The sequence below is a fragment of the Actinomadura rifamycini DSM 43936 genome, from assembly GCF_000425065.1.
Taxonomy (GTDB): domain Bacteria; phylum Actinomycetota; class Actinomycetes; order Streptosporangiales; family Streptosporangiaceae; genus Spirillospora; species Spirillospora rifamycini.
In genome coordinates this window covers 240,105-253,140 of record NZ_KE384300.1, presented here as the reverse complement: position 1 = coordinate 253,140, position 13,036 = coordinate 240,105, and the positions used below count along the sequence as shown (strand labels likewise).

Genomic DNA, 13,036 nt, shown 5'->3' with positions numbered 1-13,036 from the left:
CGTTATCGGCGATCGTTAGATTCCTGCTCCGTGACCACGCCACCGAACGCTGACAGCGTCGAAGAATCCCCTGCACGGCCCCCGGACGCCGCCCCGGACGACGCGCCCCCGCCGCCCCGCGCGAGCCCGCTCGCGATCACCGCCCTCGTCACCGGACTCCTCGGGATCGTCCCGCTCGCGGTCGCGTTCGGCGTCGCCGCGCTCGTCCGGTCCCGGCGCGGGACGTCCGGGGGCCGGGGGCTCGCCATCGGCGGGCTGGGCGCGGCCCTCGCCTGGGTCGCGGCGTGGACGGTCTTCGTCGTCCTCGTCGCGCCGTCGCCCTCCACCGGGGACGGCCGCTCCGGCGGGACGTCCGCGAACGGCATGGTTCCACTCTCAACGCTCGGCGAAGGCGACTGCTACACGGGGGTCGCACCGAACGCGACCCGGCTCGCGTCGGTGAAGACCGCGCCCTGCGACGGGCCCCACCAGGGCGAGGTGATCGCGATCGCCCCGCTCAGCGCGGCGCCGCGAGCAGAAGGGGTACGGCGGGAAGACTCGACACAGGTCGACCTGGCCGCCCCGCTGTGCGTCGAACGGGCGGCGTTCCTGGAAAAGAGCCGCTTCCTCCCGGATCTCAAGCCGTACGTGCACGTCGGCTCAGGCGCTCCGGGCGCAGAGCCCACGATCACCTGCGCCATGCACTACACCGGATCGGACGTGCTCGACACCCGGCTGGCCGAGACTCTCGATCCGGACCTGACGACCTACGCGACGCTGAAGGTCGGCAAGTGCATCGAGGACCTCGACGACGTCGACTACGAGACGTGGCCCGTCGAGATCGCCCGGCCGGTCCCGTGCACGCGGCCGCACCGCTACCAGCTCTTCGCGAACTTCGGCGTCCCGGCCTTCGAGGGCGCGACGTGGTACCCGCGCCCGCAGCAGGAGATCGACGAGGAGGCCGACCGCGAGTGCGTCGCGAAGGCGCAGCGGAAGCTCCCCGGCGCACCCGCCGTCGAACTGGAGATCACCCGGTACGTCGGCAAGCCCGAGCAGGGGATACGGAACGCGCCCGTCCTGTGCTTTGTCGGCAGGCTCGACCGCGCCGATCTGAAGGAGTCGATCGTGTCGAAGTGAGGCCGGACGGTCCGCGCCGCCGGCGCCCTGGTGGGCGCCGGCGGCGCGGCCGGTCGCACGGGGCCGGTCAGACGACGGCGCCCGAGTCGTCCGCCGAGCGGGGACGGGACGGGCGGGACTTCTTCTTCTCGTGCGGCGGCGGCGACTTGGCGTACCGCTCGAACACGATCGCGAGCGGCGTCCCGGTGAACACGCTGGAGTACGTGCCGACGACGATGCCGATCAGCAGCGCGATCGCGAAGTCGGTGAGCGAGTCGCCGCCGAGGACGGCGAGGGCCGCGAGGATGAACAGGGCGCCCATGCCGGTGTTGATCGTCCGCGGGATCGTCTGCAGGACGCCCATGTTCGCGATCTCCGCGAACGGCTTCTTCGGGTTGGCGCCCCACAGCTCGCGCACCCGGTCGAACACGACGACCGAGTCGTTGACCGAGTAGCCGATGACGGTGAGCAGGGCCGCGAGGAAGACGCCGTCGATGGGTTTGCCGAGCCACGCGAAGACGCCGACGACGATCAGCACGTCGTGGAACATCGCGAGGACGGCGCCCGCCCCGAACGTCCAGCGGAACCGGATGGTCAGGTAGGCGAGCTGGGCGAGCAGCGCGACGCCGAGCGCGATCAGCGCCTTCTGCCGCAGCTCGCTGCCGAGGCTCGGCCCGATCAGCTCGTCGCGCTGCTTGGTGGCCTCGCCGCCCTCCTCCGCGAGCGCCTTGCGGATGTTCTCGACCTCCTGGTTGGACAGGTCGCTGGTGCGGACGGAGATGTCCTTCTCGCCGGACGTCTGGACGATCGCGCGGGGGAACCCGGCGTCGGAGACGGCGGAGCGGGCGACGTCGATGTCGACCGTCCGGGCCGTGGAGTACTCGACGATGCGGCCGCCGGTGAACTCGACGCCGAAGTTCAGGCCGCGGGTGGCGATGCCGGTGACGGCGAGGACGACCGCGAGCCCGGAGATCGTGAGCCACAGCCGGCGCCGCTTCATCAGGTCGGGCCCGCTGTTCTCCAGCCACCGGCGGATGCGGCCGGGACCGCTGAGGCCGCCGGCCCGGGACTTCATCACGCGCGGCATCCACGTCGCGGCGGCGTCGAGCAGCACCCGGCTGATCAGCATCGCCGAGATCAGCGAGGCGATGACGCCGATGGTGAGGGTGACGCCGAAGCCCTTGACCGGGCCGGACGCGAGGAAGAACAGCAGGGCGGCGGCGAGCAGGGTCGTGACCTGCGAGTCGGCGATCGCCGACCACGCCTTGTTGAAGCCGGTGTCCAGCGCCAGGCGCGGATGCCGTCCGGGGGCGAAGCCGCGTTCCTCTCTGGCCCGTTCGAAGGCCAGGACGTTCGCGTCGATCGCCATGCCGATGGCGAGGACGAACCCGGCGAGGCCGGGCAGGGTGAGGGTCGCGCCGATGGCGACGAGCGCGGCGTAGGAGATCAGCGCGTACGTGCACAGCGCGATGATCGACAGGAAGCCGGCGAGGCGGTAGACGGCCGTGATGAACAGGGCGGTCAGCGCGATGCCGATGACCGCCGCGCGGGCGCTGGCGTCGATGGCCTCGTCGCCCAGCGTCGGACCGACCACCCGCTGCTCGATGATCTTGACGGGCACGGGCAGCGAGCCGCCCTGGATCAGCGCGGCGAGGTCCTTGGCCTCGTCGGGGGTGAAGTCGCCGGTGATCTGGGTGGAGCCGCCGCTGATGCCGACGCCGCAGGGGACGCTCTGCACGACCCCGGGCGAGGAGATCACCCGTCCGTCCAGGACGATCGCGGCGCGCCGCTCGTCGCCGGCCTTGCAGGCGGCCTCGGCGGTCATCTGCTGCCAGATGTCGTCGCCGTTGCCGCGGAAGTCGATGGTGACGGCCCACCCGCTGAGGTTCTGCGGGTCGTAGACGGCCTCGGCACCGCCGATCTGGTCGCCGGTGAGCTTGGCCGGGCCGATGAGGATCGGCTGGCCGCTCTCGTCGTTGATCCGCTGCTGCCCCTGCTTCGGCTCCTCGGCGGTGGGCGGCAGGACGGGGTGCACGGTGAGCTGGGCGGTGCGGCCGATCACCTCGGCGGCGCGGGACGGGTCCTGCACGTCGGGCAGTTCGACGATCAGCCGCCGCTCACCGGACCGGGTGAGCGACGACTCGGCGACGCCGAGGGCGTCGATCCGGCGCTGCAGGACCTCGCGCGCCCGGTCGGTCGACTCCCGGTTCGCCTCGACCTGCGGGGTGTCCTGCGCCTCGAGGACGATCTGCGTGCCGCCGCGCAGGTCGAGGCCGAGCCGGGCGGGTTCTTTCAGCGCGAAGTACAGCGATGCGGCGAGCACGGCGAACGCCAGTACCGCCCGCACCAGGGTGGCGCGAGTCAAAGGGGAAACCTCTCCACACGGGGTTGTCGGTGCCGCGGGGGCGCGGCGCCGCGAACGGTCGTCAGATCCGTGCGGAAACGGGCGGGGCGCGCCCGCGCGGGGCGGCGCGGGGCACCGCCGCCGGGCGGTCGGGGGCGGCCGCCGGACGGACGGCCGGCGCGTGCGGCGGCGGGACGTCGATGTCCGGAGGCGGCAGCGCGGCCTCGGCCTGCCAGTCGGGGGCGGCGAGCGCGTCGGTCTGCCGGGCCAGCGCCGCCGCGGCGGCCTCCGCGTGCCGGGCGTTGCCGCGGTCGGCGAGGCCCGCGGGCGCGGGCCGTCCGCGTGACGGGACGCCCTGGACCGCGCCGGTGCGCAGCCCGGTCCCGGAGACGGAGGCGGACGCGCCGGACCCGCCGGACGCGGCGGTGTGCGGGCCCTGCCCGCCGACGAGGCCGAGCAGGCCGAGCGCGACGACGAGCATCCGGGCGAGGAGTCCCGCGGGGGCGGCGCGCCGCCCGGCGTACCGCGAGGCCCGCGCCCGCAGGCCCGCCCGGCCGGGCGTGCTGGGAGGGCGCTGCATGGTCCCTCCCGTCGTTGGTCCTCGGCTCGCCGCGATGCTCTGGCAAACCTAGCCCACACCGGCGGCCGGACGCTCCGGGTTCGCCGAGGGTTTGACCAACCGACAAACTTTCCTGTCAAGGGCGTCCGCCGCCACATCGGCCTTCCCATTCCGGCCAGGTCCGCCCGACCTGCGGGGACGGCCGCGTGTCCGGATCCGGTCGGCACTGTACTTACCGGTCGGTATTGCCGGGGATCTGAAAGCGAATTACTTTCACGATGCCCACCCCAACCGGACAAAGGAGCATCCGGTGGCACGAATCAGGCAAGCTGCAGTCATCGGGACGGCCGCGGTGGCCGTCCTCGCCGCGGGCGCCGCCCCCGCCTCCGCGGCGACCACCACGATCCGCGCGGGCTCGGCGGGCGCCGCCCCCTACGCGGGCAACGTCCAGGCGTCCCTGCTCGGCGTCGCGACGGTCTCCACCTCGATCGGCAGCGGCTCCTGCGACGAGTCGACGATGACCGGGTCGGTGGACTCCGACGGCACCGACCTCGCCATCGCGTCGGCGAGCTTCAGCGGCGCGAACGGCGGCCCGTGCTCCGGGACCACGTCGTCCACCATCACCGCGCAGAACCTGCCGTGGACGGGCGGCGCCGTCGCCCACGACCCGAACGGCACCCGCGGCCGCGACGCGAGCGTCACGATCGCCAACTTCCGGGTGCAGGCCGTCGTCGACCTGTTCGGCGGCATCACCTGCGTCTTCGGCGGCACCCTGACCGCCGACGGCTTCAACGGCGACAACCCGAACCGTCCCGACACGGGCAACGGGCAGGCCCAGGTGGGCGTCGCGGGCGCGACCGTCTCCAAGCAGGGCGGCAGCTTCCTCTGCCCGTCCAAGGCCACCGTCACCGCCACCTACGAGCTGCTCGGCGAGTCGACGCCCGGCTCCGGCACCTACGACCAGTCGCTGTACGTCACCGGCTGACGCACGCCGCCCGGCCGGCGCACGTCGCCGGCCGAACCGCTCCCACCGAACCCCGACTCCCATGACGGCGGGCCGCCCCCTTCCCGGGGGCGGCCCGTCCTCATCGTGTCCGGACGCCGCGCGGACGCCCCGCGGTCAGCAGCCGACGAGCTGCGCCGCGAGGAACGACTCGACCTGCGAGATCGCGATGCGCTCCTGGCTCATCGTGTCGCGCTCCCGCACGGTCACCGCGTCGTCCTCGAGCGTGTCGAAGTCGACCGTGACGCAGAACGGGGTGCCGATCTCGTCCTGCCGGCGGTAGCGGCGGCCGATGGCGCCCGCGTCGTCGAAGTCGACGTTCCAGTGCCGGCGCAGCCGCGCCGCGAGGTCGCGGGCCTTCGGCGACAGGTCGGCGTTGCGCGACAGCGGCAGCACCGCGACCTTCACCGGGGCGAGCCGGCGGTCGAGGCGCATCACCGTGCGCTTCTCCATCTTGCCCTTGGCGTTCGGGGCCTCGTCCTCGGCGTAGGCGTCCATCATGAACGTCAGCGTGCAGCGGTCGACGCCGGCCGCGGGCTCGATGACGTACGGGGTGTACCGCTCGCCGGACTCCTGGTCGAAGAACGACAGGTCGGCGCCGGACGCCTTGGAGTGCGTCGACAGGTCGTAGTCGGTGCGGTTCGCGACGCCCTCGAGCTCGCCCCACTCGCCGCCGACGAAGTTGAACCGGTACTCGACGTCCACGGTCCGCTTGGAGTAGTGGGACAGCTTCTCGGCGGGGTGCTCGTAGAGCCGCAGGTTCTCCTTGCGGATGCCGAGGTCGACGTACCACTGGAACCGCTCGTCGATCCAGTACTGGTGCCACTCCTCGTCGGTGCCGGGCTTGACGAAGAACTCCATCTCCATCTGCTCGAACTCGCGGGTCCGGAAGATGAAGTTGCCGGGCGTGATCTCGTTGCGGAACGACTTGCCGATCTGGCCGATGCCGAACGGCACCTTGCGCCGCGCGGACTGCTCCACGTTCTTGTAGTTGATGAAGATGCCCTGCGCGGTCTCCGGCCGCAGGTAGGCCAGGCCGGACTCGTCCTCGACGGGGCCGAGGTAGGTCTTGAGCAGGCCGTTGAACATCCGCGGCTCGGTGAAGGAGCCCTTCACGCCGCAGTTCGGGCAGGCGAGGTCGTGCAGGCCGTTCGCGGGCGGGCGGCCGTGCTTCTCCTCGTACGCCTCCTCCAGGTGGTCGGCCCGGAAGCGCTTGTGGCACGACTGGCACTCGGTCAGCGGGTCCACGAACGCCTGCACGTGGCCGCTGGCCTCCCAGACCTCGCGGGCCAGGATCACCGACGAGTCGAGGCCGACGATGTCGTCGCGGCCCTGCACCATGGACTTCCACCACTGGCGCTTGACGTTGTTCTTCAGTTCGACGCCGAGGGGGCCGTAGTCCCAGGAGGCGCGAAGCCCGCCGTAGATCTCACTCGACGGGTAGACCAGACCCCGCCGCTTGGCGAGATTGACGATCGTCTCCATCACGTCGGAACGGCGTGCCATGAATCCTTCTCCATCCGGCTGGCGGTCGGCGGGACAGTGAGTGCGCCCCCGGTCCGCGGGAACGGCGGACGGCGGCGAGTGTGATCCCCGGTGATTGCGTCCGAGGCGCGGTCCTCCCCGGCGCCTCCGAGCATTCCCCAGCTTAGGGCACCGGAGCGGGTCCCCTGCCGTGAGGCTCGCACACGCCTCCGCACATCCGCGACCGCTTTTCGGGCGTCAGTAGGCGTAGCCGTCGACGATGTTGCTGTCGATGTTGAGCGTGACGCCGCCGTGCCGCTCCTTGTGGGGGCCGCGGTACTGCTTGATGCGGCGGTGCGGCGACCACAGGTCGTCCGGGAAGTACCGGTCGCCGTACACGTCGGCGCGGCCGTCCCAGTTGGCGAACCAGATGCCGTCGGGCTTCCTGATCCCGGACGCGCGGGCCACGTCGCGGACGCCGGACGCCGCGCTGCTGTACATGCAGGGCCGGTAGCCCTGCTTCTCCAGCTCGCCCACCCAGGCGTCGACGAAGTCGAGCACGGCCTTGCGGCACCCCTTCTTGGAGGTGTCGTACGCCTCCATGTCCAGGTAGACCGGCTCGCCCGGCGGGATCCCGAGGTCGCGCGCCTTGCGGGCGGCGTCCACGGCGTTCTCGCGGCCCTGCTCCGCGGCGTTGCGCTTGGTGAAGCGCTGCGGGCGGGGCCCGCAAGGCGCCTGGAGCCCCACGTAGGTCGGGGTGATCCGGTAGCCCATGCCGCGGACCTCCCGCACCCACGCCTCGGTGAGGTTCGGCTGGGCGCAGCCGCGCGCCGCGCCGCCGATGTAGATGTTGGTGACCTCGAAGGCGTCCCGCCAGCGCGCCATCGTGTCGAGGGACGGGGCGGTGCAGGTGTCGAACCCGCGCCCGCGCGTCCAGGGCCGCCGCGGCGCGGCGCCGGGGGCCTGCGGCGCGGCCGCGGAGCCGCCGCTGCCGGACGCCCGCGGCGTGGGCGGCTCGGGGTCGGCGCGGCGCCCGGTCGCCGGGGCGTCCTCCCCCGGCCACGACGCGCTGAGCCGGACGCCGCGCAGCACGCGCTGGAGCGCCGCGGGATCGTCCCCGTACACGCCGGTGATCGCCACGCCCGCCTCGGGCAGCGCGACCCGGGTCTCGCGGTCGACGGACGGCTCGACGGTGTACGAGGCGAGCCGGTCGGCGCGCACGGCCGTCCGGGACGACCGGCCGTCGCCGAGCGGCGCGACGTGGACGGCCGAGGCGCGGCCCACGACGCGGGCGGGGCAGTCGGGCCGCTCCCCCGGCCGTCCGAGGTAGACGGCCCGCCGGTCGAAGCGGACGCAGCGGGCGGGGTCGCGGTCGAGCCGGTGCACCTCCCACCCGTCCGGCACCCGGATGCGCAGCCCCCGGTAGCGGACGACGCGCTCCGCGCCCCCGGTGCCCGCTTCGGCGGTCGCGGCGGCCGGCGCGGCGGGCGCCCCGGCCGCCGGCCGCGCGGGCGCCTCCCACAGGACCGCGCCGACGGGCGCGAGGACCGCGGCCCCGGTCAGGGCGCTGAGCAGGACGGCATGGCGCATCGCGTCTCCCCCGAGGATCGCCGGGCCCGGCGGCCCGCGACATGATCGTGACGCGGCAAAGATCACCTTGGACGCGGTGCCGAAACGGCGCCCGGAAGGATCTTGCCCGCCGGTTGCCCGGTTTTGGGACGGGCCTCCGCGTGTCGCGGGCCGCCGTTCACCCGGCGGAGACGTCGCGGCGGGGGCTACGCGTCGGGGGCTACGCGGTGGTCACGATCACGCGGTGGTCACGATCTCGTAGGCGCCCGGCTCGTCCACGGCGTACGCGGCCAGCGGGATGAATTCCATCCGGACGGCGGGCGCACCGAGGGCCCGCCGGTAAAATCCTGCCCCGTCCCATTCGGTGACGAGGGCCCACAGGACGGGGTCGTCCACGGTGCGGGCGAGCCGGCCGGTGCGGAAGCCGGGGCTGGCGGACAAGGCGGTGAGCACCGCGCTCATGCGGGCGGCGAAGCCGTCGGCGTCCTCGCCGGGCACCCGGTACCGGGTTATCGCGATCATCCGCCCATCCTGGCAGTACGTTGGGCGGACGGAGAGGGGAGGCGGGATGCCGGGCGAGCGCGCGACGGGATCGACGGGCCTGCGGGCGGCGGTGGAGCGGTGGAGCGCCGCGCCGGTGGTGCTGCTGCACCGGCTGCCGCGCTGGACGCTCCTGGCCGCGGTGTTCGCGCTGCTGGTGCTCGGCATGGCCGGGACGGGCTGGGCCGCGGCGGCGGGCCTGTTCGTGCTGGCGCTGTTCCTGGCCTGGTTCGCCTACCTCAACTGGCCCGCGCTGGACGCGCCGGGCCGGCTGCTGCGGGTGGTCGCGGTGACCGTTCTGGCCGGGTTCGCCGTGGCGCGCATCATAGGTCGGTTTTGACAATCATTTTCAGGTTTGAGCATACTGATGACGTGCTCAGATCCCGCAAAACCCTGCGAAACCTCCCCGCGGCCGCGCTCGCCCTGACCGGGCTGGCGGCCGGCCTCACCGCCTGCGGCGACGCGGACGGCGACGCCCCCGCGGGCACCGCCGAAGTCGTCGCCTCCTTCTACCCGATGGCGTGGCTGGCCGGCCGGGTCGGCGGCGACGACGTCCACGTGCGCACCCTCACCGCGCCGGGAGCCGAGCCCCACGACCTGGAGCTCACCGCCAAGCAGGTCGCGAGCGTCCAGCGGGCCGACCTCGCCCTCTACGTGAAGGGCATGCAGCCGGCCGTGGACGACGCCGTCCGCGAGCACGCGGAGAAGTCGGCGCTCGACGCCGCGAGCGCGGTGAAGACGCTGCCCCCGCCCGCCGAGGAGGAGGAGCACGCCCACGAGCACGCCCACGAGCACGGCCTCGAGGGCGAGCACGGCCACGACCACGGCGACGCCGGGTACGACCCGCACATCTGGCTGGACCCGAGCCGCATGGCCACCGTGGCCACCGCGCTCGGCGACCGGCTCGCGAAGGTCGACGCGGAGAACGCCGCGGAGTACGAGAGCCGCGCGCAGGAGGTCGCGAAGCGGCTCACCGACCTCGACGCGAAGTTCAAGGACGGTCTCGCCTCCTGCGAGCGCAAGGGAATCGTCACCGCGCACGCGGCGTTCGGCTACATGGCGCACCGGTACGGGCTCACGCAGATCTCGATCGCCGGCGTCGACCCGTCCAGCGAGCCCTCCCCCGCCCGGCTGGCCGAGCTGACCGAGCACGTCAAGGAGGCGGGCGCGACGACCGTCTTCACCGAGACGCTCGTCAGCCCGAAGGTCGCCGAGACGCTCGCCCGGGAGGCCGGTGTGAAGACCGCCGTGCTCGACCCCGTCGAGGGCGTCGAGGAGGGATCGTCGGACGACTACCTGACGATCATGAACAGGAACCTGGAGACCTTGCGACCCGCCCTGGGATGCTCATGAAACGAGACGACGCGGCACCGCTCGCACCGCCGTTCGCCATGACCGGCGGGCACGTCCGGCGGGACGGCCGCGAGGTGCTGGCCGGCGTGGACCTGCGGGTCGCCGCCGGCGACGTCGTCGCGGTCCTCGGCCCGAACGGCGCGGGCAAGTCGACGCTGGTGAAGGCGCTGCTCGGGCTGGTCCCGCTCGCGGCGGGCCGCACCGAGATCTACGGGGAGGCGCCCGCGCGGTTCCGCGACTGGAAGCGCGTCGGGTACGTGCCGCAGCGGCTGCCGATGGGCGGCGGCGTCCCCGCGACCGTCCGCGAGGTCGTGGCGTCCGGCCGCGTCGCCCGGCGGTCCCGGTGGCGTCCCGCGTCCGCCGCCGACCGCGCCGCCGTGGACGGCGCCCTCGCCGCGGTCGGGCTCGCCGACCGGGCCCGCGACACCGCGCACCTGCTGTCCGGCGGCCAGCAGCAGCGGGTGCTGATCGCCCGCGCGCTCGCCGGGGAGCCGGACGCCTTCGTGCTGGACGAGCCCACCGCCGGCGTCGACGCGGGCAGCCAGGAGGCGCTCGCCGCGACGCTCGGCACGCTGACCGGGGCCGGCCGCACGGTCGTCCTGGTCGCGCACGAGCTGGGCCCGATGGCTCCGCTCGTCACCCGGACGGTCAAGCTGGCGCACGGCCGCGTCGTCCGCGACACCGAGCCGCTGGGGAGGCCCGCGTGATCGAGATGCTGCAGTACGACTTCATGCGCGTCGCTTTCGCGATGGCGCTGCTGATCGGGCTGACCGCCCCCGCCGTCGGCACGTTCCTGGTGCAGCGGCGGCTGTCGCTGCTCGGCGACGGCGTCGGCCACATCGCGCTGACCGGCATCGGGCTCGGCCTGCTGACCGGCACCTCCCCGGTGCTCGCCGCGCTGGCCGTGTCGGTGCTCGGCGCGATCGCGATCGAGGTGCTGCGGGCGCGCAGCCGCAGCGGCGGCGACGTCGCCCTCGCGCTGATCTTCTACGGCGGCCTCGCGGGGGGCGTGATCCTCACGAACCGGGAGGGCGGCGGCGCGAGCCTCCAGTCCTACCTGTTCGGCTCGATCACCAGCGTGACGGCGTCCGACCTGTACGTGGTCGCGGGGCTCGCCGTCGTCGTGCTCGGCGTCATCGCCGTGTTCGGCCGGGAGCTGTTCCTGCTGTGCCAGGACGAGGAGGTCGCGCGGGCCGCGGGCCTGCCCGTCCGGTTCCTCAGCATCCTCATCGCGGTGACGGCCGCGGCGACCGTCGTGATCGCCATGCGCGCGATCGGCCTGCTGCTGGTCAGCGCGCTGATGATCGTTCCGGTCGCGGCCGCGCAGCAGGTCACCCGCGGGTTCCGGGGGACGATGCTGCTGGCGATGGGCGTCGGGGTACTGTCGGCCGTGACGGGGCTGGCGGGCTCTTTCGAGTACGATCTGCCCCCGGGTCCCTCGATCGTGCTGCTCGCCCTGGCGGTGTTCGCGGTCGCGGTCGCCGGGGGGACCGTGGTTCGACGCGGACGTGCCCGGACGGGCGAGGCCCGGGAGGTGATCCCGGACCCGGCCGGTCCCGGCAGGGAAGCCGAGGCGGAGGTGCTCAGAGGATGACGACGGCCCGCCGGGACGCGGTGCGGCAGGCGCTGGCCGGCTGCGAGGGATTCCGCAGCGCCCAGGACATCTACGCCGACCTGCGCGCCGACGGCTCCAAGATCGGCCTGACGACGGTCTACCGGGCGCTGCAGGCGCTCAGCGACTCGGGCGAGGTCGACGTGCTCCGCACCGACGAGGGCGAGGCCGTCTACCGCGCCTGCCGGACCGAGGAGCACCACCACCACCTGGTCTGCCGGGGCTGCGGCAGGACGGTCGAGGTGGAGGGCCCCGCCGTGGAGCGCTGGGCCGACGCGATCGGCGCCGAGCACGGCTTCACGAACATCACGCACACCGTCGAGGTCTTCGGTACCTGCGCCGACTGCGCTTCCTCCTGACCCGCGCCCGGAACCGCCCGGCGGCCGCGTCGGGAGCGCCCTCGCGGGCGCCCGTCCGGCCGCGGCCGCCGGGCGCGCCGTCAGCCGGCGACCGGCTCGGCGGTGCCCAGCCGCAGGCTGGAGACGGTGAACGGGGTCACCGGCGGGAGGCCCTCCAGCCACCGGTCGTACTGGCTGTTGACGACCATGACGCGCGTCGGGGTGAGCACGATGCTGCTCGGGTGGCGGAACCCGCCCGGCGGCACGTACCGGGCGACGTACCGGCCCCGGTCGACCTCGGACGGCATCGCGACCACCGCGACCTGCGGCACCAGTCCCGGCACCTGGTTCAGGTTGCCCTGGACGACGTACAGCCGGCCGTCGCGCCAGGCGAGCCCGTCGCCGTTGTGCAGCCGGTGCCCGCCCAGGTCGACCTCGGTGGTCGCGCCGTCGCGCGGGTCGATCCGCCACAGGGATCCCGTGGCGCTGTTGACGGTGAGCAGGTGGCGGCCGACGGCGACGATGCCGTTGAGGTTGTGCCGGCCCTCGACCCAGTCGACCGGCGTCGCGGCGACGTCCAGCCAGTTCTCGATCCGCCAGTCGCCGTTCCGGTGGGTGATCCGGTAGACGACCGGCCGGAACGAGTCGGTGGCGTAGACGGTCCCGTCGCCGGCGACGGCGATCTCGTTGACGAACCCGCCGCCCGTCCCGTGCAGCGTGGCGAGGAGCCGCCGCGAGCGCACGTCGTACACGCGCAGGGTGGCGGTGTCGGCGCCGCCCACGTAGAGGCGCCCGGCGCCGTCCAGGGCCAGGCCGGAGGTGACGCTGCGGCCGTCCGTCCCGTCGGGCGACCAGACCTCCAGGTCGCGCCGCGTCACGTGCCCCCGGTAGATGGTGCCGTCCTCGGCGCTGCCGACGTAGAAGTGGCCGGTGCGGCGGTCGTACGCCATGCCCGTCGGGAACGCGCGGTCCCCGGGGACGACGTGGGCGTCGGGCAGGCGGTCCGCGCCGGCGTCGGCCTTCGCGGGCGTGGGGATCAGCGCCAGCAGCACCGTGGCCAGCACGGCGCAGGCGATTCTTCTCATCTGCTCCCTTTCCGGGATTGATCGGCCTCTCCGCAAGGCCGGCGACGCGCCAAGTTGATCAACCGGCCCCGAAA

13 protein-coding genes are annotated in these 13,036 nt (G+C 73.6%); 7 read left to right on the top strand and 6 right to left on the bottom strand.

Features of this window, described 5'->3' with window-relative positions; all coding sequences use genetic code 11:
* The first annotated feature begins 30 nt into the window (after positions 1–30).
* On the top strand, positions 31–1,116 hold the full coding sequence (locus tag H505_RS0134565; protein WP_026405591.1) for a DUF4190 domain-containing protein: 1,086 nt from the start codon (positions 31–33) through the stop codon (positions 1,114–1,116).
* 67 nt (positions 1,117–1,183) lie between these two features.
* Here H505_RS0134565 and secD read toward each other — a convergent pair whose 3' ends face one another.
* Both secD and H505_RS0134555 read right to left on the bottom strand, forming a co-directional pair.
* Entirely contained in the window at positions 1,184–3,460 is a 2,277-nt protein-coding gene (gene secD, locus H505_RS0134560) for a protein translocase subunit SecD (RefSeq protein WP_026405590.1), read from the bottom strand.
* Positions 3,461–3,521: 61 nt separating this feature from the next.
* A complete protein-coding gene (locus H505_RS0134555) occupies positions 3,522–4,019 on the bottom strand; it encodes a hypothetical protein (protein ID WP_026405589.1) in 498 nt (165 codons plus the stop codon).
* A 289-nt stretch (positions 4,020–4,308) separates the two neighbouring features.
* Between H505_RS0134555 and H505_RS0134550 the strand changes: the two genes are divergently transcribed.
* Complete coding sequence (locus H505_RS0134550) at positions 4,309–4,983, top strand: hypothetical protein (protein WP_157433245.1); 675 nt, start codon at positions 4,309–4,311, stop codon at positions 4,981–4,983.
* A gap of 135 nt (positions 4,984–5,118) precedes the next feature.
* Here H505_RS0134550 and H505_RS0134545 read toward each other — a convergent pair whose 3' ends face one another.
* From H505_RS0134545 to H505_RS0134535, 3 genes are all read right to left on the bottom strand, one after another.
* Positions 5,119–6,486 (bottom strand): glycine--tRNA ligase, encoded by a 1,368-nt coding sequence (locus H505_RS0134545; protein WP_026405587.1) that lies wholly within the window; start codon positions 6,484–6,486, stop codon positions 5,119–5,121.
* A 237-nt stretch (positions 6,487–6,723) separates the two neighbouring features.
* The gene (locus tag H505_RS46340) at positions 6,724–8,055 is read right to left on the bottom strand and encodes a DUF1906 domain-containing protein (RefSeq protein WP_051301499.1); all 1,332 of its coding nucleotides are present in this window, start codon (positions 8,053–8,055) and stop codon (positions 6,724–6,726) included.
* A gap of 216 nt (positions 8,056–8,271) precedes the next feature.
* Complete coding sequence (locus tag H505_RS0134535) at positions 8,272–8,556, bottom strand: antibiotic biosynthesis monooxygenase family protein (RefSeq protein WP_026405586.1); 285 nt, start codon at positions 8,554–8,556, stop codon at positions 8,272–8,274.
* Positions 8,557–8,602: 46 nt separating this feature from the next.
* Between H505_RS0134535 and H505_RS46335 the strand changes: the two genes are divergently transcribed.
* Genes H505_RS46335 through H505_RS0134510 form a run of 5 tightly spaced genes read left to right on the top strand, consistent with a single transcriptional unit; the run spans position 8,603 to position 11,898 of the window.
* Entirely contained in the window at positions 8,603–8,914 is a 312-nt protein-coding gene (locus H505_RS46335; RefSeq protein ID WP_051301498.1) for a DUF6703 family protein, read from the top strand.
* A gap of 32 nt (positions 8,915–8,946) precedes the next feature.
* Complete coding sequence (locus tag H505_RS0134525; protein ID WP_034521280.1) at positions 8,947–9,927, top strand: metal ABC transporter substrate-binding protein; 981 nt, start codon at positions 8,947–8,949, stop codon at positions 9,925–9,927.
* Positions 9,924–10,634, top strand: coding sequence for a metal ABC transporter ATP-binding protein (locus H505_RS46330; RefSeq protein WP_425248279.1), 711 nt, complete (start codon positions 9,924–9,926; stop codon positions 10,632–10,634). Before H505_RS0134525 ends, H505_RS46330 begins: the two co-directional genes overlap by 4 nt.
* A complete protein-coding gene (locus H505_RS0134515) occupies positions 10,631–11,521 on the top strand; it encodes a metal ABC transporter permease (RefSeq protein WP_026405584.1) in 891 nt (296 codons plus the stop codon). The genes H505_RS46330 and H505_RS0134515 overlap by 4 nt, the downstream gene beginning before the upstream one ends.
* On the top strand, positions 11,518–11,898 hold the full coding sequence (locus H505_RS0134510) for a Fur family transcriptional regulator (RefSeq protein ID WP_026405583.1): 381 nt from the start codon (positions 11,518–11,520) through the stop codon (positions 11,896–11,898). Before H505_RS0134515 ends, H505_RS0134510 begins: the two co-directional genes overlap by 4 nt.
* Before the next feature lie 80 nt (positions 11,899–11,978).
* Here H505_RS0134510 and H505_RS46325 read toward each other — a convergent pair whose 3' ends face one another.
* Positions 11,979–12,962, bottom strand: coding sequence for an NHL repeat-containing protein (locus H505_RS46325; protein WP_125611651.1), 984 nt, complete (start codon positions 12,960–12,962; stop codon positions 11,979–11,981).
* Between the last annotated feature and the right edge of the window lie 74 nt (positions 12,963–13,036).